This is a genomic window from Streptomyces sp. NPDC001617, assembly GCF_053596855.1.
In genome coordinates this window covers 124,564-150,104 of record NZ_JBSFHA010000015.1, presented here as the reverse complement: position 1 = coordinate 150,104, position 25,541 = coordinate 124,564, and the positions used below count along the sequence as shown (strand labels likewise).

17 protein-coding genes and 1 pseudogene are annotated in these 25,541 nt (G+C 69.9%); 11 read left to right on the top strand and 7 right to left on the bottom strand.

All coding sequences use genetic code 11. The annotated features are described in order from the left end of the window. Positions 1-104 precede the first annotated feature (104 nt). Positions 105-1,253 (top strand): S-methyl-5-thioribose-1-phosphate isomerase, encoded by a 1,149-nt coding sequence (mtnA, locus tag ACWC09_RS14735; protein ID WP_450850897.1) that lies wholly within the window; start codon positions 105-107, stop codon positions 1,251-1,253. A gap of 36 nt (positions 1,254-1,289) precedes the next feature. Here mtnA and ACWC09_RS14730 read toward each other — a convergent pair. Beyond that, a pseudogene (locus tag ACWC09_RS14730) lies at positions 1,290-1,736 on the bottom strand (hypothetical protein); the annotation flags it as partial. Positions 1,737-2,094: 358 nt separating this feature from the next. Here ACWC09_RS14730 and mtrA point away from each other — a divergent pair. From mtrA to ACWC09_RS14700, 6 genes are all read left to right on the top strand, one after another. Beyond that, on the top strand, positions 2,095-2,784 hold the full coding sequence (mtrA, locus tag ACWC09_RS14725; RefSeq protein ID WP_187283109.1) for a two-component system response regulator MtrA: 690 nt from the start codon (positions 2,095-2,097) through the stop codon (positions 2,782-2,784). A 1-nt stretch (position 2,785) separates the two neighbouring features. Beyond that, positions 2,786-4,849: an MtrAB system histidine kinase MtrB gene (mtrB, locus tag ACWC09_RS14720; protein WP_450850896.1), complete on the top strand. Its 2,064-nt coding sequence runs from the start codon at positions 2,786-2,788 to the stop codon at positions 4,847-4,849. Beyond that, positions 4,839-6,656 carry an LpqB family beta-propeller domain-containing protein gene (locus ACWC09_RS14715; RefSeq protein WP_450850895.1) on the top strand — a complete coding sequence of 606 codons (1,818 nt, stop codon included), beginning with the start codon at positions 4,839-4,841 and terminating at the stop codon, positions 6,654-6,656. Before mtrB ends, ACWC09_RS14715 begins: the two co-directional genes overlap by 11 nt. A gap of 190 nt (positions 6,657-6,846) precedes the next feature. Beyond that, complete coding sequence (locus tag ACWC09_RS14710; RefSeq protein WP_450850894.1) at positions 6,847-7,818, top strand: ComF family protein; 972 nt, start codon at positions 6,847-6,849, stop codon at positions 7,816-7,818. A gap of 309 nt (positions 7,819-8,127) precedes the next feature. Beyond that, entirely contained in the window at positions 8,128-8,820 is a 693-nt protein-coding gene (hpf, locus tag ACWC09_RS14705) for a ribosome hibernation-promoting factor, HPF/YfiA family (protein ID WP_450850893.1), read from the top strand. A 205-nt stretch (positions 8,821-9,025) separates the two neighbouring features. Then, entirely contained in the window at positions 9,026-9,772 is a 747-nt protein-coding gene (locus tag ACWC09_RS14700) for a response regulator (protein ID WP_450850892.1), read from the top strand. A 25-nt stretch (positions 9,773-9,797) separates the two neighbouring features. Here the strand turns inward: ACWC09_RS14700 and ACWC09_RS14695 are convergent, their stop codons facing one another. Together ACWC09_RS14695 and ACWC09_RS14690 are read right to left on the bottom strand one after the other, a co-directional pair. Next, on the bottom strand, positions 9,798-10,994 hold the full coding sequence (locus tag ACWC09_RS14695; RefSeq protein ID WP_450850891.1) for a winged helix-turn-helix domain-containing protein: 1,197 nt from the start codon (positions 10,992-10,994) through the stop codon (positions 9,798-9,800). 77 nt (positions 10,995-11,071) lie between these two features. After that, complete coding sequence (locus ACWC09_RS14690; RefSeq protein ID WP_450850890.1) at positions 11,072-11,656, bottom strand: GNAT family N-acetyltransferase; 585 nt, start codon at positions 11,654-11,656, stop codon at positions 11,072-11,074. A gap of 281 nt (positions 11,657-11,937) precedes the next feature. Here ACWC09_RS14690 and secA point away from each other — a divergent pair, with 281 nt between their 5' ends. Next, positions 11,938-14,781 (top strand): preprotein translocase subunit SecA, encoded by a 2,844-nt coding sequence (gene secA / locus ACWC09_RS14685; protein ID WP_450850889.1) that lies wholly within the window; start codon positions 11,938-11,940, stop codon positions 14,779-14,781. A 180-nt stretch (positions 14,782-14,961) separates the two neighbouring features. Here the strand turns inward: secA and ACWC09_RS14680 are convergent, their stop codons facing one another. Then, positions 14,962-15,744: an Rv3235 family protein gene (locus ACWC09_RS14680; protein WP_450850888.1), complete on the bottom strand. Its 783-nt coding sequence runs from the start codon at positions 15,742-15,744 to the stop codon at positions 14,962-14,964. A gap of 323 nt (positions 15,745-16,067) precedes the next feature. On the opposite strand from ACWC09_RS14680, the gene ACWC09_RS14675 reads away from it, so the two are divergent. Both ACWC09_RS14675 and ACWC09_RS14670 read left to right on the top strand, forming a co-directional pair. After that, positions 16,068-16,583, top strand: a complete 516-nt coding sequence (locus ACWC09_RS14675) for a DUF6912 family protein (protein WP_450850887.1) — start codon at positions 16,068-16,070, stop codon at positions 16,581-16,583. Between the two features lie 76 nt (positions 16,584-16,659). Then, a complete protein-coding gene (locus tag ACWC09_RS14670) occupies positions 16,660-17,325 on the top strand; it encodes an HAD family hydrolase (protein WP_450850886.1) in 666 nt (221 codons plus the stop codon). 118 nt (positions 17,326-17,443) lie between these two features. Here the strand turns inward: ACWC09_RS14670 and ACWC09_RS14665 are convergent, their stop codons facing one another. Then, positions 17,444-18,010, bottom strand: coding sequence for a DJ-1/PfpI family protein (locus ACWC09_RS14665; protein WP_450850885.1), 567 nt, complete (start codon positions 18,008-18,010; stop codon positions 17,444-17,446). A gap of 531 nt (positions 18,011-18,541) precedes the next feature. Here ACWC09_RS14665 and ACWC09_RS14660 point away from each other — a divergent pair. Beyond that, positions 18,542-23,488: an NAD-glutamate dehydrogenase gene (locus ACWC09_RS14660; RefSeq protein ID WP_450850884.1), complete on the top strand. Its 4,947-nt coding sequence runs from the start codon at positions 18,542-18,544 to the stop codon at positions 23,486-23,488. 108 nt (positions 23,489-23,596) lie between these two features. Here the strand turns inward: ACWC09_RS14660 and ACWC09_RS14655 are convergent, their stop codons facing one another. After that, a complete protein-coding gene (locus ACWC09_RS14655) occupies positions 23,597-24,433 on the bottom strand; it encodes an ABC transporter ATP-binding protein (protein WP_450850883.1) in 837 nt (278 codons plus the stop codon). Beyond that, positions 24,426-25,340, bottom strand: a complete 915-nt coding sequence (locus ACWC09_RS14650; protein WP_450850882.1) for an ABC transporter permease — start codon at positions 25,338-25,340, stop codon at positions 24,426-24,428. The genes ACWC09_RS14655 and ACWC09_RS14650 overlap by 8 nt, the downstream gene beginning before the upstream one ends. Positions 25,341-25,541: the final 201 nt, after the last annotated feature.

Genomic DNA, 25,541 nt, shown 5'->3' with positions numbered 1-25,541 from the left:
GGCAGGTTGGCAGCCATCGTGCCATGGGGTGGTCGCCGAGGTACCGGCCACGGTATGGGCTGCACACCTTCAATTGTCCGAGGGATAAGGGGCAGACTGATCGCATGGCTGATCAGTACGCGCAATCCGGCGAGGACAGCAGGCCGACCGAGGTACCGGCGATCCGTTGGGAGGAGCCACCCGAAGGCCCCGTTCTGGTGCTTCTCGACCAGACGAGGCTGCCGGCCGAGGAGGTCGAACTGGTCTGTACGGACGCACCCGCGCTGGTGGAGGCGATCCGTTCGCTCGCCGTGCGCGGGGCACCGCTGCTCGGGATCGCGGGGGCGTACGGCGTCGCGCTCGCCGCCGCGCGCGGGTTCGACGTGGACGATGCCGCGAGCGCGCTGGCGGGTGCCCGGCCGACCGCGGTGAACCTCGCCGTCGGGGTGCGCCGGGCGCAGTCCGCCTACCGGGCCGAGTTCGCCAAGGGCGGCGGCGCGGAGCAGGCCGCCGCGGCCGCTCTGGCCGCCGCGCGAGCGCTGCACAAGGAGGATGCCGAGGCCAGCGCGCACATGGCAGAGCGCGGGCTGGCGCTGCTGGACGAGCTGTTGCCTGGCGGCGGATACCGGATCCTGACGCACTGCAACACCGGTTCGCTGGTGTCCGGCGGAGAGGGGACGGCGTTCGCCGTGGCGCTGTCGGCGCACCGGGCCGGGCAGCTGCGGCGGCTCTGGGTGGACGAGACGCGTCCGTTGCTGCAGGGCGCTCGTCTCACGGCTTATGAGGCGGCGCGCAGCGGGATGGCGTACACGCTGCTCACCGACAACGCGGCGGGCTCGCTCTTCGCGGCCGGCGAGGTGGACGCCGTGCTGATCGGGGCGGACCGTATCGCGGCCGACGGTTCGGTGGCGAACAAGGTGGGGAGCTACCCGCTCGCGGTGCTCGCGCGGTACCACCATGTGCCGTTCATCGTGGTGGCACCGCTGACGACGGTGGACCCCGACACCCCCGACGGGGCGTCCATCGAGGTCGAGCAGCGTCCCGGACATGAGGTGACCGAGGTCACAGCACCCCAGGCGCCGGTGGCGGGAGCGGAAGCGGGCGGCGGGATACCGGTGGCCCCCCTGGGGACCCAGGCGTACAACCCGGCGTTCGACGTGACCCCGCCCGAGCTGGTGACCGCGATCGTCACGGAAGAGGGCGTCGTCTCGCCCGTGACGGCGGAGGCTCTCGCGGAGTTGTGTGCCAAGTCCCGCCGGGTGACGGCCGGCTGACGGGAGCTCGCGGCTGGGCTGCCCGGTTCGCCCGGGTCGGACGGCGACCGCGGTCCGCGAACGGTTCCGCGCGAAGACAACGAGGCGCAGCACCGCGAACCGCGCGACGCCGGCGAGCGCGGAGGCGAGCAGGTAGACGGCCTGCTCGAGCACCGCACCCGGTGCTGCCACGAGTTGGTGCAGGACGAGCATCGCGCCGCAGGTCGCCGCATACGCGGCCGCCGCGGACCCGGCCGACTGCGCGTGCTGACGCCAGGTCGCGCGCCCGCCAGCGCCGAAAGTGAAGCGGGCGTGCAGGTCGGTGGCGAGGAGGGTGGAGGCCGCGGTGATCAGAGCGTTGGCCAGACCCCAGGGAATCCAGGAGGCGAGAGCCGCCACGGCGAAGCCGGAGGCGACCCCCACTCCGCCGCCGCAGAGCACGAAGCGGGCGAAAGCGGTGAAGGCGCCGGGTGCTGCCTGCTGCTGTCTCTGTGCCGGTTCCACGATCAGTTCCCCCGTTGACCATCCGACGTTTCTGATGACGGAAACGCTACGTTGCGTTCATTGTTTGGGCAACTGATTTATTGCGAGAGTTATACGTTTTGGCACGTCAAGGTGTAAAAATCGTTGCAACGGGACTGGGTGTAACGCAATGCGTCGGATTTCAATCGTTGCAATCGATTGAAGGTGAACGCACCGGCCCGGTGCTCTGCGGAGCCAGGTGATCGCCGGCTTCGTCGACCTTGAGATCAGCGGCCCCCTACTCTGGGTAGCTGGGGCAGACAGTGACGCCTCCGTACGACTATCGTCACGGGCCAGTGACGCTGCTCACCTGCACCTTCGCCACCGTTATGAGAATGGGATGATGTCGTTTATGAAGGGACGAGTCCTTGTCGTCGACGACGACACCGCACTGGCCGAGATGCTCGGCATCGTGCTGCGTGGTGAAGGTTTTGAGCCGTCTTTCGTAGCCGACGGGGACAAGGCGCTGGCTGCGTTTCGGGAGGCCAAGCCTGATCTCGTGCTGCTCGATCTGATGCTGCCGGGGCGGGACGGCATCGAGGTGTGCCGGCTGATCAGGGCCGAGTCGGGTGTGCCGATCGTGATGCTCACGGCCAAGAGCGACACCGTCGACGTGGTGGTCGGGCTGGAGTCGGGGGCCGACGACTACATCGTGAAGCCGTTCAAGCCGAAGGAGCTTGTCGCCAGGATCCGGGCGCGGCTTCGGAGGTCGGAGGAGCCGGCGCCCGAGCAACTCGCCATCGGTGACCTGGTCATTGACGTGGCCGGGCACTCCGTGAAGCGGGACGGGCAGTCGATCGCCCTGACACCGCTGGAGTTCGATCTGCTGGTGGCCCTCGCGCGTAAGCCCTGGCAGGTGTTCACGCGTGAGGTGCTGCTCGAGCAGGTCTGGGGTTACCGGCACGCCGCCGACACCCGGCTTGTGAATGTCCACGTGCAGCGGCTTCGCTCCAAGGTCGAGAAGGACCCGGAGCGGCCGGAGATCGTGGTGACCGTGCGGGGTGTGGGATACAAGGCAGGACCGAGCTGAGATGACCGGTGACAGTGCCGCTTCGGCGAACGGGTCGGCGGGGGCCCGTGCGGGGCGGCCTGTCGGCCGGAAGACGGCGGGCTCCCGCTGGGGGCGTCTGCTGGAGGGCGGGCTGCTGCAGGGCGGTGTCCACGGCAGCCCGGTGCTCCGGCTGTTCATGCGGTGGGTACGGCGGCCCGTGCTGCCCGTCATGCGGCTGTGGCGGCGGAACATCCAGCTCAAGGTCGTCGTCACGACCTTGCTGATGTCCCTGGGAGTCGTGCTGCTGCTCGGCTTCGTCGTCATCGGGCAGGTGCGCAACGGACTGCTCGACGCCAAGGTGAAGGCCTCACAGAGTCAGGCCACCGGCGGGTTCGCGGTGGCCAAGCAGACGGCCGACGAGGCCGGCGCCGAAACCGCTGGTGACGGTACTTCGGCGGACGGGCGGTCCTCCCAGAACCTCACCTCGTGGATGAGCGACCTCGTGGAGTCTCTCTCCAGCGGCGGCCAGGGCGCCTTCGACGTGGTCACGCTGCCCATCGGTGACGACAGCGGCGGCGGACGCGGGCCGCGCGCCTCCGGATACGTCGACCCCTCGGCCAGTGTCCCCGAGGACCTGCGCGCCAAGATCAACGACAACACGGCGGCCGCCCAGAGCTACACCCGCATCATCTACAGCAACAACAAGGAGTCCCAGCCGGCGCTGGTCATCGGCAAGCAGATCAACGACCCGAACGGGGACCCGTACCAGCTCTACTACCTCTTCCCGCTCACCCAGGAGGAGAAGTCGCTCAGCCTCGTCAAGGGCACGCTGGCGACCGCCGGGCTCTTCGTCGTCGTACTCCTCGGGGCCATCGCGTGGCTCGTGGTGCGCCAGGTCGTCACGCCCGTGCGGATGGCGGCCGGGATCGCCGAGCGGCTCTCCGCCGGGCGGCTGCAGGAGCGGATGAAGGTCACCGGCGAGGACGACATCGCGCGGCTCGGCGAGGCCTTCAACAAGATGGCGCAGAACCTCCAGTTGAAGATCCAGCAGCTGGAGGACCTGTCGAGGATGCAGCGGCGGTTCGTGTCCGATGTGTCGCACGAGCTGCGGACACCGCTGACGACCGTACGGATGGCCGCGGACGTCATCCACGAGGCGCGCGAGGACTTCGATCCGGTGACCGCGCGGTCGGCGGAACTGCTCGCCGACCAGCTGGACCGGTTCGAGTCCCTGCTCGCCGACCTGCTGGAGATCAGCCGCTTCGACGCGGGCGCGGCGGCCCTGGAGGCGGAGCCGATAGACCTCCGGGAGGTCGTACGGCGGGTGGTGAGTGGCGCCGAGCCGCTCGCCGAGCGCAAGGGGACGACGATACGGGTCGTAGGCGACCAGCAGCCCGTCGTCGCCGAGGCGGACACCCGGCGCGTGGAGCGGGTGCTGCGCAACCTCGTCGTCAACGCCGTGGAGCACGGCGAGGGCAAGGACGTCGTCGTCAAGCTCGCCGCGGCGGGCGGCGCGGTCGCGGTCGCGGTGCGCGACTACGGGGTCGGGCTCAAGCCCGGCGAAGCCACGCGCGTGTTCAGCCGCTTCTGGCGCGCCGACCCGGCACGCGCGCGTACCACGGGCGGTACGGGTCTCGGGCTGTCCATCGCCCTGGAGGACGCGCGGCTGCACGGCGGCTGGCTGCAGGCCTGGGGCGAGCCGGGAGGTGGCTCGCAGTTCCGGCTGACACTGCCGCGGACCGCGGACGAGCCGCTGCGGGGTTCGCCGATACCGCTGGAACCCAAGGACTCGCGCCGTAATCGCGGACTCAACGACGCCGGCCTGCCGCGTGGCGGGGGCGAGAAGGCCGCCACCGTCCCCGTACAGCCCGCGGGAGACCAGATACCGCCCATTGCCCCGAGGCTGACCGGAGCGGCCCCCACGGCCGATCCGACGGCGCTTCCCGGCAACGGCGCGCGCGTGGTGCCCCGGCCCGCCTCCGGCGTACGGCGACAGCAGGACGAGACGCCCCCCGTGGACGGGGCACGGAGCGAGACCTCGAGCCACCCGGGTGCCGGGGCGGAGGACTCGAAGAAGCATGGGGAGGCATTCCGTGGGCGCTGACCGCGAGGGGGCCGCCCGGCGCAGACCGGTGCACGCGGTGGCGTACGGCGCCCTGGGCGTCGTACTGCTGGCGGGGTGCGCGTCGATGCCCGACAGCGGGGATCTGCGCGGGGTCGACTCCGCACCGCAGCAGGACACCCAGGTACGGGTCTTCGCCATGCCGCCGCAGGAGGACGCGCAGCCCGTGGAGATCGTGTCGGGCTTCCTGGAGGCGCTGACCAGCGACGATCCCACCTACTCGACGGCCCGGCAGTATCTGACCGGCCAGGCGTCCAAGACCTGGGAGCCGGCGCTCTCCACCACGGTCCTCGCCAACGGGCCCGGCACCGAGCGGGTCCACTCGGGCGGCCGGGACAACACCGACGACCCGTCGTTCACGCTCACCGGCGCCAGGGTCGCCAGGGTGGACTCGCAGCAGGCGTACACGCCCGACAGCGGGTCCTACGAAGCCCCGGTGCACCTCACGAAGGACAAGAAGACCCATCAGTGGCGCATCGACCGGCTGCCTCAGGGCGTCGTCATGGGGAAGACGGACTTCCAGCGCAACTACATGTCCGTCAACAAGTACTACTTGGCCGTCGACGCCGCGGCGGGGACGCCGACGGCCGTCGCCGACCCCGTGTACGTACGCCGGCGTGTGGACCCCATGACCCAGGTGGTGCGGTCCCTGCTCCACGGCCCCACGAACTGGCTCAACCAGGCGGTGCGGACGAGTTTCCCCACCGGGACGGCGCTGCAGAAGGGCGTGACCTCGCTGGCGCCCGACGACCAGAACAAGCTGACCGTGCCGCTGAACAAGAGCGCCGCGCGGGTCGGGCCGACCAAGTGCAACGAGATGGCGGCCCAGCTCCTGTTCACGCTGCAGAACCTCGCCCCGGCGGTGGAGGAGGTCGAGCTGCGCTCCGGCGAGACGCGGCTTTGCTCGCTGGAGGAGGGGCACGCGGTCGCCGTGCGGGGCTCGGCGGACACGCCGGGCTATGTGTACTTCATCCAGGGCAAGAGCCGGCTGGTGCGGATCGCCGCCGACAACAACGGCGGTACCAAGGCCGATCCGGTGCCGGGGCCGCTGGGCGACAACGACAAGGAACTGCGCTCGGTGGCCGTGTCGCGCGACGAGCACAGCGCGGCCGCGGTCGGCGGCGACGGCAAGAATCTGTACGTCGCGTCGCTGGAGTCGGGCGATTCGCTCGGGACGCCCGTCCTGGTCAGTCACGGCAAGACGGACAAGGACCGGCTGACCGCGCCCAGCTGGGACGCGCAGGGCGACCTCTGGGTGGCCGACCGCAACCCCGACGACGCCCGGCTGCTTCTGCTGGAGCGGGGCCAGGGCAAGCCGCTCACGGTGAAGATGCCGGCCCTGGGCGGGCGGATCGAGGACGTCAAGGTGGCCGCCGACGGAGTGCGCATCGCGCTCGTGGTGGCGCAGGGCGAGAAGCGGTCGCTGATCATCGGCCGGATCGAGCGCGGCACCGAAGGGGACAAGCCGACGGTCTCCGTGCTCGAACCGCTGTCCGTCACACCGGAGTTGGAGGACATCACCGCCATGTCGTGGGCCGGTGACAGTCGGCTCGTGGTGGTCGGGCGCGAGCATGGCGGTGTGCAGAACCTGCGGTACGTCCAGGTCGACGGCTCCACGCCGGAGGGGCCCGCGCCCGCGGCGCTCAGCGGCGTCAAGGAGATCACGGCGACCGACTCCGATGGGTTCCCGCTGGTGGCGTACTCGGAGGACGGGATCGTACGGCTGCAGTCCGGGGCGCAGTGGCACAAGGTGGTCACGGACGGGATGGCGCCGGTCTACCCGGGGTGAGACATCCGGGGTGAGGCAGCCGAGGAGCGGCCGTCGCGGGTCGGGGAGCCCGGCCGGGGGCGGCCGCTTCTGCCTTGGGCGCTGTCGGATGTGGGGTCGCGGGACGACGCCCGAACACCGCCTCGAGTTGTCCACAGGGAGTTGTCCACAGGGGTGGTCGGGTGGCTCGGACGTTGGCACAGTGGTGAGCATGCGGGGGTGGTGGCAGGACCTCACCGACCTGGTGCTGCCGGCCGAGTGCGGAGGCTGCGGGAGGCCTCGCACGGTGCTCTGCCCTGAGTGCCGTGCCGCTCTGAACGGGGCCGCGCCGAGCCGGGTGCGACCGGTGCCGGAGCCGCCCGGGCTGCCCGCGGTGCACGCGGCCGCCCGGTACGCCGACGAGGTACGGGCCGTGTTGCTGGCCCACAAGGAACGAGGCGTGCTGACTCTGGCGGCACCGCTGGGCGCGGCTCTGGCAGGGGCCGTGCGGGCGGGGCTGGGGGAGGCTCGGGGGTGTGGCGGCCGGGGTGTCCCGGCGGGGCACGACGGGGTGCTGGGGCGTGCCGTCGGGGACGGAGACATTTCCGTGCTGCTCGTCCCCGTGCCGTCGGCGCGGGCCGCTGTGCGGGCGCGGGGGCATGATCCGGCCAAGCGGATCGCGCTTGCCGCGGCGGGAGAGTTGCGGCGGGGCGGGATTCCGGCGCGGGTGGTCGGTGTGCTGCGGCAGGGGCGGGGTGTGGCGGATCAGGCCGGGCTCAACTCGCGTCAGCGCCTGGAGAATCTGTCCGGTGCGCTGGTCGTGGTGCCGGGTGGGGTGCGGCTGCTGCGCGCGGGGCGGGTGGTGCTCGTGGACGACCTGATGACGACCGGGGCCTCGCTCGCCGAGGCGGCGCGGGCCGTGCGGGCGGCGCTGGCGGAGGACGACGGGACGGGGACGCGGGGCAGGAGTGCGGACGCGCACGGGCGCGGGCCGGGGCCGGTTTCGTACGGCCAAGGGGCAACGGCCGTGTATACGGCGGTGACTCGGGAAGGCAGAGGGGAACGGAGGGCCGGATCACGGGACGTCGGGGCCGGCCGGTGGTCCGCCGGGCCGGGAATGGCGGGCCCGGGTCGCGTCGGTGACCCGGTCTGCGCGGCTGTGGTCGCCGCTCCGCCAGATTCTTTCGAAACAAACCGGAACTGACCGTGAACTTGCATCGTTGCAGGTAACGACAGGGCCAATTCACCTGAACGGAGGTACGCCGCAGTAGAGGGTGACGACATCCGTCCGGGCGAGATATGTTCGGTTGTGAGAGAAAGGCGCAGGCCACACCTCTCATACGCGAATGCCGTGCTGCGGGTTTTTCACAATCACCCGCGTCGGTGGAGTGGAGATCTTGCCCGCGGGGGAGGAGGTGGAAGTCACCGAGTCCGAGGTTCCGGAGCACCGGAGCCTGGTGCAAAAGGGAGATGCTCCGCAGCGAGGCGGAGCAATCCGGGAACGGAGTTCTGCGTGGACATCGTCGTCAAGGGCCGCAAAACCGAGGTGCCCGAGCGGTTCCGGAAGCACGTGGCCGAGAAGCTGAAGCTGGAGAAGATCCAGAAGCTCGATGGCAAGGTGATCAGCCTCGACGTCGAGGTGTCCAAGGAGCCCAACCCCCGACAGGCCGACCGTTGTGACCGAGTGGAGATCACGCTCCGCTCCCGCGGTCCGGTGATCCGGGCAGAGGCAGCGGCCAGCGATCCGTACGCGGCGCTTGACCTGGCGGCGGAGAAGCTGGATGCCCGGCTGCGCAAGCAGCACGACAAGCGGTTCTCGCGCCGTGGCGCGCGCAGGATCTCGGCCGCCGAGGTCCCCGACCACGTCCCGGGCGCGGCGACGCTCAACGGGAACGGTCACCCGGTCCACGAGGAAGAGCCGGACGGCGTCCCCACCAAGAAGATCGGCTCGCTGGAAGTGAAGGGCGAAGGCCCCCTCATCGTCCGCGAGAAGACCCACGTCGCCTCCCCGATGACCCTCGACCAGGCCCTCTACGAGATGGAACTGGTCGGACACGACTTCTATCTGTTCGTCGACTCCGAGACCAAGGAACCGAGTGTCGTCTACCGGCGGCACGCCTACGACTACGGCGTCATCCACCTCAGCACGGACCCGATGGTCGCCCAGGCGCAGTCTCCCGCGCCCGGTGGCACGCTGGGCGGCTGACCCACGCGACTGACAGTTGAGCCGGTGCCCCTGGAGCGCCTGTGCGCCCCCAGGGGCACCGGCGTGCGACCACTTCGAGTCCCGCTCTGTCACCGCGTTGTCGTCCGGGCATGGAATCATGGCCGCAACGGCCCAACCGGTGGACCGTTGCCTTGGGTTGGCGATGGCGCAGCACCACAGGCCACAGCCTTCAGGGGGAGGAACGATGGCGGACAGCTTCGGACCGATGCATGACGAGGGTGCCGACGGCGGCGTCGTCGGCATGGGCCCGGACGCGGGCACTCCACGCAAGGAACCGATCAGAGTCCTTGTCGTGGACGACCACGCCCTCTTCCGCCGTGGCCTGGAGATAGTGCTCGCGGCCGAGGAGGACATCCAGGTCGTCGGGGAGGCCGGGGACGGCGCCGAGGCCGTCGACAAGGCCGCCGACCTGCTGCCCGACATCGTCCTGATGGATGTACGGATGCCCAAGCGGGGCGGGATCGAGGCGTGCACCTCCATCAAGGAGGTAGCGCCCAGCGCCAAGATCATCATGCTGACGATCAGCGACGAGGAGGCCGACCTCTACGACGCGATCAAGGCGGGTGCGACCGGTTATCTCCTCAAGGAGATCTCCACGGACGAGGTGGCCACCGCCATTCGCGCCGTCGCCGACGGCCAGTCGCAGATCAGTCCCTCCATGGCGTCGAAACTCCTCACCGAGTTCAAGTCGATGATCCAGCGCACCGACGAGCGCCGACTGGTGCCCGCCCCACGGCTGACCGACCGCGAGCTGGAAGTCCTCAAACTCGTCGCCACGGGAATGAACAACCGGGACATCGCCAAGGAGTTGTTCATCTCCGAGAACACCGTGAAGAACCATGTACGCAACATCCTGGAGAAGCTGCAGCTGCACTCCAGGATGGAGGCGGTGGTGTACGCGATGCGGGAGAAGATCCTCGAGATCCGCTGAGCCGTTCCACCGGCCGTGACGCCGGTCAGCGCAGGGCGGCGATGAGGGCCCGGGTCACCTCCGTGGTGAGCGGCTCGTGCAGCTCCGGCGCGTCCACGCGCTCCACGCGTACGCTCGTGCAGTTCACCCAGCTCGCCGCCTCGACCAGCGCCTCCGCCACCGCCGGGACCGCCTTGGCGCCGTCCAGGGTGACCTGCTTGGCGACCAGCGTGGCGCCTTCCCGGGCCGGGTCCACGCGGCCCACCAGGCGGCCGCCGGCGAGGACCGGCATCGCGAAGTAGCCGTACACCCGCTTCGGCCTGGGGACGTAGGCCTCCAGGCGGTGGGTGAAGCCGAAGATCCGTTCCGTGCGCGCCCGTTCCCAGATCAGGGAGTCGAACGGGGAGAGCAGCGTGGTGCGGTGACGGCCGCGCGGTGGGGTCTCCAGTGCCACCGGGTCGGCCCAGGCGGGCTTGGACCAGCCCTCGACCGCGACCGGGACCAGGCCCGAGTCGGCGATCACCGCGTCGACCTGCTCTCCCTTGAGACGGTGGTAGTCGGCGATGTCCGCGCGCGTGCCGACGCCCAACGACTGGCCGGCGAGACGGACCAGCCGGCGCAGGCACTCCGCGTCGTCCAGCTCGTCGTGCAGCAGCGCCTCCGGGACGGCGCGCTCGGCGAGGTCGTACACCCGCTTCCAGCCGCGGCGTTCCACGCACACCACCTCGCCGTACATCAGCGCGCGCTCCACGGCGACCTTCGCACCGGACCAGTCCCACCACTCGCTGGTGCGCTTGGCGCCGCCCAACTCGGTGGCCGTGAGCGGACCTTCGGAACGGAGCTGCTTGATGACCTGGTCGTAGGCGCCGTCCGGGAGCTCGTGGTTCCAGTGCGGGCGGTTTCGGTAGGCGCGGCGGCGGAAGGCGAAGTGCGGCCACTCCTCGACGGGGAGGATGCACGCGGCGTGGGACCAGTACTCGAAGGCGTGGGGCTCGCCGGTCGAGGAGGTGTTCCAGTACGCGTCCTCGACCGTCCTGCGGCCCACCGCGCCCAGGCGGGCGTACGGGATGAGCTCGTGGGAGCGGGCCAGGACCGAGATCGTGTCCAACTGGACCGCGCCGAGGTGGCGGAGGACGCCGCGGGCACCGCCCTTGCGGTCGGGAGTACCCAGGAACCCCTGGGCGCGCAGGGCGATGCGGCGGGCCTCGTCCGCCGAGAGGTCGGTGGGGCGCGGAGTCGTCATGGTCCGCACGATAGGGGGCGGGACTGACAATGGGCGTTGAGCTGCGGTTCTGTTGCCCGGTGCGCCGAGTTGGGGGACTACTGCGCCGATTGGACCGGTGCCGGCAGGTAAGGCGCGGTGGACGGCAGTCCCAGGTCCGACGGCAGCAACGCGCCCACCCAGGTGTCCCGGCGTACGCCTCTGTGGATGATCGCGGCGCGCAGGACCCCTTCCATGACGAAGCCCGCGCGTTCCGCCACCGCTCGGGAAGCGTGGTTGCCGACCTCCGCGCGCCATTCCACCCGGTCGATCGACAGGTGGGTGAAGGCCCAGCGGGAGACTTCGGTGGTGGCCTCGGTGACATAGCCGTGGCCACGGTGTTCCTTGGCGCACCAGAAGCCGATCTCGGCCGTGCTCAGGGAGCGCATCATCAGGTCCAGCATGCCCACCAGTTCCTCCCCTGCGGGGAGGAAGAGGCCGAACGTGAGCATCGAGCCGTTCGTCCAGCCGCCCGGAGCGATCTCCCCGGTGAAGCTCCGCGCGTGCTCCAGGAGATAGGGCGAGGGGATCATCGTCCAGCGCTGGATCTCGGGGTCCTGGGCGGCGGCGTACACCGCGTCGGCGTCCTGGGGGCCGACCGGGCGCAGGAGGAGACGGGCGGTCGTGAGGGTCACGGGGTCCATCGGCCGATTCTGCTCGGAGACCGCGCGCGGGCGCCATGTTTTCGCCGTGCGTGAGCAGGCGATCACAATTCGCGCAATTCGTCGGCGTGGTCCGGCACCATCCATGAGAGCCGTCCGTTGTGCTCTTTGAAGAAGATTTGAAGCGGTGTGCCAAGCAGTGAGCGGTCGTCGTCACGGCAGGCCTCCCGGCCCGGGCAGGTCCTCGCATACGATGGCCGTTGCTCAGTAAGTCAAATGGAAACCGACCGTCCCAGGCCCGACCGGCAAGGAGACCAACCCCCGTGTCCGTCCTCTCGAAGATCATGCGTGCAGGCGAAGGTAAGATCCTGCGCAAACTGCACCGCATTGCGGACCAGGTCAACTCCATCGAAGAGGACTTCGTCGACCTCTCCGACGCCGAGCTGCGGGCCCTCACCGATGAGTACAAGCAGCGCTACGAAGACGGCGAGAGCCTGGACGACCTCCTCCCCGAAGCGTTCGCCACGGTCCGCGAGGCCGCCAAGCGCGTCCTCGGCCAGCGTCACTACGACGTGCAGATCATGGGCGGTGCGGCCCTCCACCTCGGCTATGTGGCCGAGATGAAGACCGGTGAGGGCAAGACGCTCGTCGGCACCCTGCCCGCGTATCTGAACGCGCTGTCCGGCCAGGGCGTCCACCTCATCACGGTCAACGACTATCTGGCCGAGCGCGACTCCGAGATGATGGGCCGCGTCCACAAGTTCCTGGGCCTCGAAGTCGGCTGCATCCTCGCCAACATGACGCCGGCCCAGCGCCGCGAGCAGTACGCGTGCGACATCACCTACGGCACGAACAACGAGTTCGGCTTCGACTACCTCCGCGACAACATGGCGTGGGCCCAGGACGAACTGGTCCAGCGCGGCCACAACTTCGCGATCGTCGACGAGGTCGACTCCATCCTCGTCGACGAGGCCCGTACGCCGCTGATCATCTCCGGCCCGGCCGACCAGGCCACCAAGTGGTACGGCGACTTCGCCAAGCTGGTCCTGCGCCTGAAGAAGGGCGAGGCGGGCAACCCCCTCAAGGGCGTCGAGGAGACCGGCGACTACGACGTCGACGAGAAGAAGCGCACGGTCGCCATCCACGAGTCCGGCGTCTCCAAGGTCGAGGACTGGCTGGGCATCGACAACCTCTACGAGTCGGTGAACACGCCTCTGGTGGGCTACCTGAACAACGCCATCAAGGCCAAGGAGCTCTTCAAGAAGGACAAGGACTACGTCGTCATCGACGGCGAGGTCATGATCGTCGACGAGCACACCGGCCGTATCCTCGCCGGCCGCCGCTACAACGAGGGCATGCACCAGGCGATCGAGGCGAAGGAAGGGGTGGACATCAAGGACGAGAACCAGACCCTCGCCACCATCACCCTCCAGAACTTCTTCCGCCTCTACAAGCGTCACGACCAGAACGGCAAGGAACTGCCCGGCCTGTCCGGCATGACGGGTACGGCGATGACCGAGGCCGCCGAGTTCCACCAGATCTACAAGCTCGGCGTCGTCCCGATCCCGACCAACCGGCCGATGGTCCGCAAGGACCAGTCGGACCTGATCTACCGCACCGAGGTCGCGAAGTTCGAGGCGGTCGTCGACGACATCGTCGAGAAGCACGAGAAGGGCCAGCCGATCCTCGTCGGTACGACGTCGGTCGAGAAGTCCGAGTACCTGTCCCAGCAGTTGAGCAAGCGAGGCGTCCAGCATGAAGTGCTGAACGCCAAGCAGCACGACCGTGAGGCGATCATCGTCGCCCAGGCCGGCCGCAAGGGCGCCGTCACCGTCGCGACCAACATGGCCGGCCGTGGCACCGACATCAAGCTCGGCGGCAACCCCGACGACCTCGCCGAGGCGGAGCTGCGCCAGCGCGGCCTCGACCCCGAGGAGCACATCGAGGAGTGGGCCGCGGCGCTGCCCGCCGCCCTGGAGCGGGCCGAGAAGGCCGTGAAGGCGGAGTTCGAGGAGGTCAAGGACCTCGGCGGGCTCTACGTCCTCGGTACCGAGCGGCACGAGTCGCGCCGTATCGACAACCAGCTGCGCGGTCGTTCCGGCCGTCAGGGCGACCCCGGCGAGTCCCGCTTCTACCTCTCCCTCGGTGACGACCTGATGCGGCTGTTCAAGGCCCAGATGGTCGAGCGCGTCATGTCGATGGCGAACGTCCCGGACGACGTGCCGATCGAGAACAAGATGGTCACGCGCGCGATCGCGTCCGCGCAGTCGCAGGTCGAGCAGCAGAACTTCGAGACCCGTAAGAACGTCCTGAAGTACGACGAGGTCCTCAACCGCCAGCGCGAGGTCATCTACGGCGAGCGGCGCCGCGTCCTGGAGGGCGAGGACCTGCAGGAGCAGGTCGGCCACTTCATGGACGACACGATCGACGCGTACGTCGCCGCCGAGACCGCCGAGGGCTTCGCCGAGGACTGGGACCTGGACCGGCTGTGGGGCGCCTTCAAGCAGCTCTACCCGGTGCGGGTCACCGTCGACGAGCTGGAGGAGGCGGCCGGCGACCGGGCGGGCCTCACCGCCGAGTTCATCTCCGAGTCCATCAAGGACGACATCCGCGAGCAGTACGAGACGCGGGAGACGCAGCTCGGCTCCGAGATCATGCGTGAGCTGGAGCGTCGGGTCGTGCTGTCGGTGCTGGACCGCAAGTGGCGCGAGCACCTCTACGAGATGGACTACCTCCAGGAGGGCATCGGCCTGCGCGCGATGGCGCAGAAGGACCCGCTGGTCGAGTACCAGCGCGAGGGCTTCGACATGTTCACCGCGATGATGGAGGGCATCAAGGAGGAGTCCGTCGGCTACCTGTTCAACCTGGAGGTCCAGGTCGAGCAGCAGGTCGAGGAGGTCCCGGTCGAGGACGCCGAGCCGGTCGACATGGAGAAGCAGGACGTCGTTCCCGCCCAGGCGGGTGCCCGTCCGGAGATCCGCGCCAAGGGGCTGGACGCCCCGCAGCGCCGCAACCTCCACTTCTCCGCGCCGACGGTGGACGGCGAGGGCGGCACCATCGAGGGCGACTTCGTCGGCGACGACGAGCCGATCCGTTCCGAGGCCGACGGCCTCACCCGCGCGGAGCGCCGCAAGCAGTCGCGGGGCGGGCGACGCCGCAAGAAGTGAGCGGGCGGCAACGCGACCACTGACGGTGCCGGTGGCGCCGTAGCGGCTTGAAGGGCCGGGTCACCCTGAGGGGGCCCGGCCCTTCGGCATGCGTGGGGCGGGTGCGGGCCTCGGGCCTGTTGCGAAAGTCCCGCCGCAGGCCCCGCCCTACGGGCGGACGACGGGACCTTCGCAACAGGCCTAGTCGTCCGCCGGGCGTGGCATGCGGGTGCCGCCCAGCTCGATCGCCGTGCAGCGCCAGCGCAGGTCGGGGCCCTGTTCCAGACGGAAGGCCATGGCACGCAGCTGGTTGCCGGCGCCGATGCGGGCGAAGGCCTCGATGGCGCCGGGGCGCGGGACGCAGTAGCCGATGTCGCGGACGACGGGCCGGGTGCCGCGGGCCCGCAGGGGACCGCGTTCGGCGAGCCGGGCCAGCTCGTCGTAGGCGCGGCCGGCGGTGTGCCGGAGCATCGAGTGGACGGGGCGCTGGCCGCTCAGGACGGCGAGGAGACGGTCGGCGAAGAGGTCGGTGGGGCGGGGGTGCGGGACGCACGCGTGGACGGCCTGGGCGGGGACCGTCGGGTGGGATGCGGGGGCGGGGCGGGCGTTTGCAGCGGCCGTGGCTCCGGGGGGAGCCGGAAGGGCTCCGCGCGGGGCGGTGGCGGTCCCACCCGGCGTGACTCCACCCGAGGGCGTCGTGACCCTGCCGGAGCTCGTCACGGCCTTGCCCGAGGCCGCGCTGGTCCTCATCGGGGCGGAGACCGCGCTCCTTCCGGGGCCGGGCGAGGGGCGGCCGTCGGCGGGCCTGGTGCGGGTGGAGAGGCCGGTGCCCCGCGCGCCCGGTGGGCGGCCGCCTCCCGGGGCGGTGCGGGTGGGGGTGCCGCCAGGAGTGCGGGGCGGGTTCCCGCCGGGGCGGCGGGAGTCACCGCGGGTCGGCGGGCGGGTGCCGGACCGGCGCTGGGCTGCCCTGGACATGACGTACATAGGTGTCCCCGTTCTGCCTGCCCGATTGATACCGGGCGGTAACTTCTTGTTGGGGATCTTGTACGGGGCTCCGGACGGCAGCCGCAAGGAAGGGCAGGCCCGCGTCGGAGGGTCGGAATGTTCACCTATCAGGGTGACGGGGAGGCGTGCAGGCCCGTACTCACAAGGGGGCGGCGGGTGAATTGCGGGTCGGGAGGTGACGGGTCCGAAGGGGTTGGTGGGGACTCGAAAGGGGACGCCCGCACGTATCCTGAAGGCCCGCCGGGCACCGATTCGGCCCTCCGGGCACCAGCTCAGCCCTCCGACCACGAAAGCGGCCAGCCATGCGCGTCTACGTCCCCCTGACCCTCCCCGGGCTCGCCGAGGCGTACAAGACGGGTGAGTTGGGAAGCGGGCCGTTCGTCGCCTACGCCGTCACGCCCGCGTTGCGCGAGTGGTATCTCTCCGACGACATCGAGGAGTTGGAGTACGCGGCGCTGAACCGCGCCGCCCTCGCCTCGCTGCGTTTGCTGGCCGCCGATGCCGAGGCCCCGCGCCGCCGTGTCGTGGTCGCCGTCGACGTGGCCGACGGTGCCGCGTCCGCCGACCCCGACCGGGGGCTGGACCCGGCGGCGCTCGGCGAGGTGCGGGTCAAGGGCGCTGTGGCGCTGGCCAAGGCGGCCGCCGTGCATGTCGACCTCGACGACGCGGAGGCGGACGTGGCCGCGGCGGCCGAAGCGCTGGAGGCCGCCGACAGCGGGGACGACGACGCGCAGTTCGTGGTGGACGGAGCCGAGGATCACGAGCTGCTGTGGTACGCCACGCAGGAGATCCCGAACCTGGTGGGGCTCGGCGACTGAGACCCGTTCCCCCAGCTCAGTGCCCTTCTGGCCTGCGGTTCTCTTGATTGTCAGTGGCGGCGGGTACGTTTTTGGCATGGGGAAGCAAGCAGGAGCGCACATTGTGTGGGACTGGAACGGCACGCTGTTCCACGACAATGACGCGATCATCGGGGCGACGAACGCGGCGTTCGGCGAGCTGGGGCTCGAGCCGATCACGATGGAGCAGTACCGGGCGCTGTACTGCGTGCCGGTGCCGAAGTTCTACGAGCGGCTGCTCGGACGGCTGCCGACGGACGCCGAGTGGGAGGTCATGGACGAGACCTTCCACAGCTACTACACAGAGCACCGGGTCGACTGCCGGCTCGCCGAGGGGGCGGCGGAGTTGCTCGCCGGGTGGCGGTCGGCGGGGCGCAGCCAGTCGATCCTCAGCATGTACGTGCACGACGAACTCGTGCCGCTGGTGCGGGGGTTCGGGATAGAGGCGCACTTCATACGGGTCGACGGGCGGGTCGGGCCGTCCGGGGGCAGCAAGGCGGAGCACATGGTGCGGCACCTCGCCTCGCTCGACGGCGTGGACCCGGCCCGCACGGTGGTGATAGGCGACGCGGCCGACGACGCGGTGGCGGCGCTGCACGCGGGGGCGCGGGCCGTGCTGTACACCGGGGGGTCGCACGGCCGGGCCAGCCTCGCGGAGGCCGGGGTGCCCGTGGTGGACACACTGGCGGAGGCGGTCGTGGAGGCGGAGCGGCTCGCGGCCTGAGCGAGCGGCACGGCTCTCCCCGAATCCGTCGGCCGACCGCAACCTCACCGGGTCCGTCGGCCAACCGCCCCCGTCGACTCCCTCGGCCAACCACCTCATCGGCTCCGTCGGCCGGCCGCTACGTCACCGGCGCCTTCGCCCGCAGCACCGTAAGGAACTCCCGCATCCACGCCGAATGATCCGGCCACGCGCGGGATGACACCAGCGTGCCGTCCACCACCGCCTCCGCGTCCTGGAAGCTCGCGCCGGCTACCTGCATATCCGGTTCCAGGGCCGGGTACGCGGTGACGCGGCGGCCCCGGAGGCCGTCGATCGCGGCGGTGAGCAGAGGGCCGTGGCAGATCTGGGCGACCGGCTTGTCGGCGTCGAAGAAGGACTTGAGGATCTTGCGGAGTTCGGGGTCGTTGCGCAGGTACTCGGGGGCGCGGCCGCCGGGGATGACCAGGGCAGCGTACTGGCCGGGGTCGACCTCGGCGAAGGCCAGGTCGGCGGGCCACGTGTAGCCGGGCTTCTCGGTGTAGGTGTCGAAGCCGGGTTCGAAGTCGTGGACGACGAACTGCAGCTTTTTGCGAGTGGGGGCCGCGATATGGACCTCGTAGCCCTCCTCGATCAGGCGCTGGTAGGGGTAGAGGACCTCCAGCGACTCGGCCGCGTCGCCGGTGACGATGAGGATTTTGGCTGCCATGTCGGCAACGTGCCTCCGACGGCCGCGCTTGCCAAGGGGGCGCGCGGAGGAAAAGGAGGCGAAAAGGGGAATGTGCGGGATACGCCCTCGAAGCTCCCTTTGCCCCTGTGCAGAACGTCAAAGTTCCACCCCCGGTTTTGTACACATACGGCTCATGACGGGCCCCCTGTAGGGAGCGATAGCCTTGTGGCGTGATCAGCGCGATAGTTCGCGGGGGCACTGTCGCCCCTGCCCTGCGCCCGGTGAGCACGGAATACCTCCGTGACCGGGCGGCGGTCGCTGGTCCTCGCGGGCGGGACGGGATCGCAAGGGTCCCCAGGACGCCGTACACACCCCGGAAGCAGGCGACGCAGAGATCAGCGTCACACCCCGCGGGCGCGTCGAAAATGGCTGATAACCCCCCGCTCATCTCACCGTGCGGCATAGCGTCGGAGCAGACCGGAGAACCCGGGCCGTGGCGACGAGCCGCAGGGGAAGAGACCGTACTTCCTTCTACGTCACGCAACGGCGCGCGACAGGAGCCAGAGGACAATGCAGACCAAGCTGGACGAAGCCAAGGCCGAGCTGCTGGAGAGGGCTGCTCGGGTAGCTGAGAACAGCCCGGTCGGGGGGCACCTACCCACCGGGACGACGGATGAGGACACTCCCGACCGGGAGACCGTGCTCGCGTTCCTCCAGCGCTACTACCTGCACACCGCCCCGGAGGACCTGAGCGGCCGCGACCCGGTCGACGTCTTCGGAGCCGCGCTCTCCCACTACCGGCTGGCCGAGAACCGTCCCCAGGGCACGGCCAACGTCAGAGTGCACACGCCGACCGTCGAGGAGAACGGGTGGATGTGCAGCCACTCGGTCGTCGAGGTCGTCACCGATGACATGCCCTTCCTCGTGGACTCCGTGACGAACGAGCTGACTCGGCAGGGGCGCGGCATCCACGTCGTGATCCATCCGCAGATCACCGTGCGCCGCGATGTGACCGGGAAACTCATCGAGGTGCTGCCCGCGCAGGCCTCGGGCGAGCCTGCGCATGACGCGCACGTCGAGTCCTGGATCCATGTCGAGATCGACCGCGAGACCGACCGCGGCGACCTCAAGCAGATCAACGCCGACCTGCTGCGCGTCCTGTCCGACGTCCGTGAGGCCGTCGAGGACTGGGACAAGATGCGGGACGCGGCCGTCCGCATGGCGGACGAGCTGCCCACCGAGCCGACCGCCTCCGACCTGCCCAAGCACGAGGTCGAGGAGGCCCGCGAGCTGCTGCGCTGGCTGGGCACCGACCACTTCACCTTCCTCGGCTACCGCGAGTACCGGCTGCGCGACGACGACACCCTCGCCGCCGTCCCCGGCACCGGGCTCGGCATCCTGCGCTCCGACCCGCACCACGCCGGGGACGAGGGCCACCCGGTCAGCCCGTCCTTCGAGCGGCTGCCCGCCGACGCCCGCGCCAAGGCCCGCGAGCACAAGCTCCTCGTCCTGACCAAGGCGAACAGCCGGGCCACCGTGCACCGGCCGTCGTACCTGGACTACATCGGCGTCAAGAAGTTCGACGACCAGGGCAACGTCGTCGGCGAGCGCCGCTTCCTCGGGCTGTTCTCCTCCGCCGCCTACACCGAGTCGGTGCGCCGGGTTCCCGTCATCCGCCGCAAGGTCGACGAGGTGCTGGAGCGCGCCGGGTTCTCGCCCAGCAGCCACGACGGGCGCGACCTGCTGCAGATCCTGGAGACCTACCCGCGCGACGAGCTCTTCCAGACCCCGGCCGACGAGCTCGAGTCCATCGCCACCTCCGTGCTGTACCTGCAGGAGCGCCGGCGGCTCAGGCTCTACCTGCGCCAGGACGAGTACGGCCGCTACTACTCGGCCCTCGTCTACCTGCCCCGCGACCGCTACACCACCGGCGTCCGCCTCAGGATCATCGACATCCTGAAGGAGGAACTCGACGGCACCAGCGTGGACTTCACGGCCTGGAACACCGAGTCGATCCTCTCCCGGCTGCACTTCGTGGTCCGTGTCCCGCAGGGCACCGAGCTGCCGCAGCTGTCCGACACCGACAAGGAGCGCATCGAGGCGCGCCTGGTGGAGGCCGCGCGCTCCTGGGCCGACGGTTTCGCGGAGGCGCTGAACGCCGAGTGCGGCGAGGAGCGCGCCGCCGAACTGCTGCGCCGCTACGGCAACGCCTTCCAGGAGGGCTACAAGGCCGACCACACCCCGCGGGCCGCGGTCGCCGACCTCATCCACCTGGAACAGCTCAGCGACGCCCAGGAGAAGAGCGGCAAGGACTTCGCCCTCAGCCTCTACGAGCCGGTCGGCGCCGCCCCCGAGGAGCGCCGCTTCAAGATCTACCGCAAGGGCGACGCCGTCTCCCTCTCGGCGGTGCTGCCGGTGCTCAGCCGCCTCGGCGTGGAGGTCACGGACGAGCGGCCGTACGAACTGCGCTGCGCGGACCGGACCACCGCCTGGATCTACGACTTCGGCCTGCGCCTGCCCAAGGCGCAGAACGGCAGCGGCGACTACCTCGGCGACGACGCCCGCGAGCGCGTCCAGGACGCCTTCGCCGCCACCTGGACCGGCAAGGCGGAGAACGACGGCTTCAACGCGCTCGTGCTGAGCGCCGGCCTGACCTGGCGTCAGGCGATGGTGCTGCGGGCGTACGCCAAGTACCTGCGGCAGGCGGGCTCCACCTTCTCGCAGGACTACATGGAGGACACCCTCCGCAACAACGTCCACACCACTCGGCTGCTCGTCTCCCTGTTCGAGGCGCGGATGTCCCCGGACCGGCAGCGCGCCGGGCACGAGATCGTCGACGCTCTCCTCGAAGAGGTGGACGCGGCCCTCGACCAGGTGGCGAGCCTCGACGAGGACCGTATCCTGCGGTCCTTCCTGACCGTCATCAAGGCGACCCTCCGGACGAACTTCTTCCAGGAGGCGGAGGGCGGCAAGCCGCACGCGTACGTGTCGATGAAGTTCGACCCGCAGGCGATCCCCGATCTGCCCGCGCCGCGCCCGGCGTTCGAGATCTGGGTGTACTCGCCGCGCGTCGAGGGCGTGCACCTGCGCTTCGGCAAGGTCGCGCGCGGCGGTCTGCGCTGGTCCGACCGGCGTGAGGACTTCCGTACCGAGATCCTCGGCCTGGTCAAGGCGCAGATGGTGAAGAACACCGTCATCGTGCCGGTCGGCGCCAAGGGCGGCTTCGTCGCCAAGCAGCTGCCGGACCCGAGCGTGGACCGGGACGCGTGGCTGGCCGAGGGCATCGCCAGCTACAAGACGTTCATCTCGGCGCTGCTCGACATCACCGACAACATGGTGGCCGGCGAGGTCGTGCCCCCGGCCGATGTGGTCCGGCACGACGAGGACGACACCTACCTGGTCGTCGCCGCCGACAAGGGCACCGCGACCTTCTCCGACATCGCCAACGGGGTCGCCGAGAACTACAACTTCTGGCTGGGCGACGCCTTCGCCTCCGGCGGCTCGGCCGGCTACGACCACAAGGGCATGGGCATCACCGCCCGCGGCGCCTGGGAGTCCGTGAAGCGGCACTTCCGCGAGCTGGGTGTGGACACCCAGTCCGAGGACTTCACGGTCGTCGGCATCGGTGACATGTCCGGTGACGTGTTCGGCAACGGCATGCTGCTCAGCGAGCACATCCGCCTGGTCGCCGCCTTCGACCACCGGCACATCTTCATCGACCCGAACCCGGTCGCGGACACCTCGTACGCCGAGCGCCGGCGCATCTTCGAGCTCCCGCGCTCCAGTTGGGCCGACTACAACACCGAGCTCATCTCCACCGGCGGCGGCATCTTCCCCCGTACCGCCAAGGCGATCCAGCTCAACTCGCACATCCGTGAGGCCCTCGGCATCGAGGGCAAGGTCTCCAAGATGACCCCGGCCGACCTGATGAAGGCCATCCTGCAGGCGCCGGTGGACCTGCTGTGGAACGGCGGCATCGGTACGTACGTCAAGGCGTCCACCGAGACCCACGCGGACGTCGGCGACAAGGCCAACGACCCGATCCGCGTCGACGGCGCCGACCTGCGCGTCCGGGTCGTCGGCGAGGGCGGCAACCTGGGCCTGACCCAGCTCGGCCGGATCGAGTTCGCGCTGCACGGCGGCAAGATCAACACCGATGCCATCGACAACAGCGCGGGCGTGGACACCTCCGACCACGAGGTGAACATCAAGATCCTGCTCAACAGCCTGGTCGCGGACGGCGACATGACCGTCAAGCAGCGCAACAAGCTGCTCGCCGAGATGACCGACGAGGTCGGCCACCTGGTCCTGCGCAACAACTACGCGCAGAACACGGCGATCGCCAACGCCCTCTTCCAGTCCAAGGACATGCTCCACGCCCAGCAGCGCTTCATGCGCCACCTGGTGCGCGAGGGCCACCTCGACCGGGCGCTGGAATTCCTGCCCACGGACCGTCAGATCCGCGAACGCGTCACCCAGGGCCAGGGCCTGAGCAGTCCCGAGACGGCCGTCCTGCTGGCGTACACGAAGATCACGGTCGCCGACGAGCTGCTGCACACCTCGCTCCCGGACGACCCGTACCTGCGCGGTCTGCTGCACGCGTACTTCCCGACGGCGCTGCGCGAGCAGTTCCCGCAGTACATGGACAACCATCCGCTGCGCCGTGAGATCGTCACGACCGTCCTGGTCAACGACACGGTCAACACGGGCGGTACGACGTATCTGCACCGCCTGCGCGAGGAGACCGGGGCCTCCCTGGAGGAGATCGTCCGCGCGCAGACCGCGGCCCGCGCGATCTTCCGCTCGGCGCCGGTGTGGGACGCGGTGGAGGCCCTCGACAACCAGGTCGAGGCCGCCGTACAGACCCGTATCCGGCTGCACTCGCGGCGACTTGTCGAGCGCGGCACGCGCTGGCTGCTCAACAACCGGCCGCAGCCGCTCCAGCTCGCCGAGACGGTCGAGTTCTTCGCCGAGCGTGTGGAGCAGGTCTGGTCGCAGCTGACCAAACTGCTGCGCGGCGCGGACCTGGAGTGGTGGCAGCAGATCTACGACGAGCTGACCGGCCCCGGCGTCCCGGACGAGCTCGCCACGCGCGTGGCCGGGTTCTCCTCCGCCTTCCCGGCGCTCGACATCGTCTCGGTGGCCGACCGTATGGGCAGGGAGCCGCTGGACGTCGCCGAGGTCTACTACGACCTCGCCGACCGCCTGCGGATCACCCAGCTCATGGACCGCATCATCGAGCTGCCCCGCGCCGACCGCTGGCAGTCCATGGCCCGCGCCTCCATCCGCGAGGACCTGTACGCGGCCCACGCGGCGCTCACCGCCGACGTCCTGGCGGTCGGCAACGGCACCTCGACTCCCGAGCAGCGCTTCAAGGCCTGGGAGGAGAAGAACGCGGCGATCCTGGGCCGGGCGCGCACGACCCTGGAGGAGATCCAGGGCTCGGAGACGTTCGACCTGGCCAACCTGTCGGTGGCGATGCGGACGATGCGCACGCTGCTGAGGCAGCACTCGTAGGCGGTACGTCTCCCAGGCAGTACCGCTGTTACGACGAGGGGGGCGCCCCGGGCCGGATCGGCTCGGGGCGCCCCCTTTCGCGCAGGAGCGCGGGGTCCGCCGAAGACGCTAGGCGGCCTTCGGCTTCGCCTTGTCGGCGCCACCGGTGAACTCCTCGTAGGCGGCCATGACCTCTTCCGTCGGGCCGTCCATGCGCAGCTCGCCGCGCTCCAGCCACAGGACCCGCTCACAGGTGTCCCGGATCGACTTGTTGTTGTGGCTGACCAGGAACACCGTGCCCGCGCGCTGGCGCAGTTCGCGGATGCGCTCCTCGGAGCGCCGCTGGAAGGAACGGTCGCCGGTGGCGAGCGCCTCGTCGATGAGGAGCACGTCGTGGTCCTTGGCGGCGGCGATGGAGAAGCGCAGCCGGGCGCCCATGCCGGAGGAGTACGTGCGCATGGGCAGGGTGATGAAGTCGCCCTTCTCGTTGATGCCGGAGAAGTCGACGATGTCCTGGTAGCGCTCCTTGACCTCCTCGCGGGACATGCCCATCGCGAGGCCGCCGAGGTAGACGTTCTTCTCGCCGGTCAGATCGCCCATCAGGGCCGCGTTGACGCCGAGGAGGGAGGGCTGGCCGTCGGTGTAGATGCTGCCGTTCTCCACCGGCAGCAGGCCCGCGACCGCCTTGAGCAGTGTCGACTTGCCGGAGCCGTTGGTGCCGATCAGACCGATCGCCTCGCCCTTGTACGAGACGAAGGACACCTTCTTGACCGCGTGCACCGTGCGCACGCCGGCCGCCTTCTCGGCCTGCTGGCGGCGCAGCATGCGATTGAGGGCGGCGGTCGCGGAGCCACGTCCGGCGCCGGTGCCGTTGACCCGGTAGACGATGTCGACGCTGTCGCAGACGACGGTGGGGATCGTGCTGTCCGCGGGCACGGGGGTCCGCTCGGTGATGTGCTCAGCCACGGCCGTACGTCTCCTCAGCCTTCCAGAAGTAGATGAACCCGCCGACGCCCGCGAGCAGGGCCCAGCCGGTCGCCGCCGCCCACACGTGCGGGGGCAGCTGACTGGCGTGGAAGCTGTCGATCAGGGCGTAGCGCATCAGGTCGATGTAGACGGCGGCCGGGTTGGTCTCCAGCGCGATCGTCAGCCAGCGGGGCAGGTGGTCGCCCTTGGTCAGCCGGTCGATGCTCCACATCACGCCGGAGACGTACATCCAGGTGCGCAGTACGAACGGCATCAGCTGGGCGATGTCCGGGGTCTTCGCGCCCATCCGGGCCATGATCATCGAGACGCCGGCATTGAACGTGAACTGCAGGATCAGGGCCGGGATCGCCAGCACCCAGGAGAAGGCGAGGGGCACACCGAAGCAGAGCAGGATGACGACCAGCGCGGCCATCGAGAACAGCAGCTGCTGGAGCTGCTGGAGGGCGAACGAGATCGGCAGCGCGGCCCGCGGGAAGTGCAGGGCCCGCACCAGGCCGAGGTTGCCGGAGATGGCCCGGGTGCCGGCCATGATCGAGCTCTGTGTGAACGTCCAGATGAACACGCCCGTCACGAGGAACGGGATGTAGTCCGGCACGTGCCGCTTGGTGCCCAGCAGCACGCCGAAGATGAAGTAGTACACCGCCGCGTTCAGCAGCGGCGTCATGACCTGCCAGATCTGGCCGAGCTTCGCCTGGCTGTACTGGGCGGTGAGCTTGGCGGTGGCGAAGGCGGTGATGAAGTGGCGCCGGGCCCACAGCTGGCGGACGTACTCGGGCAGGGTGGGGCGGGCACCGCTGACCGTCAGGCCGTGGCGGGCGGCGAGCGCCGCGAGGTCGTCGTCGGCCGGGGCCGGTGCCTGTGGCGGTGTGTGGAGGACCTGGCTCACATCCGCTGCTTTCGCTCGGGGGGAGGGGGGTGCGGGCGTCCGACCCGTCGGCCGGCCGGTCCTTTGCCCCACGTTTCCTTACGCTTCTCTTCACGTTCTCTTACGTCGGGACGGGACCGTATCGTCGCAACGTGAGCGTAGGCCCAACCGGCGTCGGAACGCAACCGTTTCGTCGTGACGCGCCGGGCGTCCTCTTGCGTG

Bases quoted from the DNA above. Each gene is read 5' to 3' on its own strand.
- mtnA (WP_450850897.1), top strand. From the start codon at position 105: ATGGCTGATCAGTACGCGCAATCCGGCGAGGACAGCAGGCCGACCGAG.
- mtrA (WP_187283109.1), top strand. From the start codon at position 2,095: ATGATGTCGTTTATGAAGGGACGAGTCCTTGTCGTCGACGACGACACC.
- mtrB (WP_450850896.1), top strand. From the start codon at position 2,786: ATGACCGGTGACAGTGCCGCTTCGGCGAACGGGTCGGCGGGGGCCCGT.
- ACWC09_RS14710 (WP_450850894.1), top strand. From the start codon at position 6,847: ATGCGGGGGTGGTGGCAGGACCTCACCGACCTGGTGCTGCCGGCCGAG.
- ACWC09_RS14700 (WP_450850892.1), top strand. From the start codon at position 9,026: ATGGCGGACAGCTTCGGACCGATGCATGACGAGGGTGCCGACGGCGGC.
- ACWC09_RS14695 (WP_450850891.1), bottom strand. From the start codon at position 10,994: ATGACGACTCCGCGCCCCACCGACCTCTCGGCGGACGAGGCCCGCCGC.
- ACWC09_RS14690 (WP_450850890.1), bottom strand. From the start codon at position 11,656: ATGGACCCCGTGACCCTCACGACCGCCCGTCTCCTCCTGCGCCCGGTC.
- ACWC09_RS14680 (WP_450850888.1), bottom strand. From the start codon at position 15,744: ATGTACGTCATGTCCAGGGCAGCCCAGCGCCGGTCCGGCACCCGCCCG.
- ACWC09_RS14675 (WP_450850887.1), top strand. From the start codon at position 16,068: ATGCGCGTCTACGTCCCCCTGACCCTCCCCGGGCTCGCCGAGGCGTAC.
- ACWC09_RS14670 (WP_450850886.1), top strand. From the start codon at position 16,660: ATGGGGAAGCAAGCAGGAGCGCACATTGTGTGGGACTGGAACGGCACG.
- ACWC09_RS14665 (WP_450850885.1), bottom strand. From the start codon at position 18,010: ATGGCAGCCAAAATCCTCATCGTCACCGGCGACGCGGCCGAGTCGCTG.
- ACWC09_RS14660 (WP_450850884.1), top strand. From the start codon at position 18,542: ATGCAGACCAAGCTGGACGAAGCCAAGGCCGAGCTGCTGGAGAGGGCT.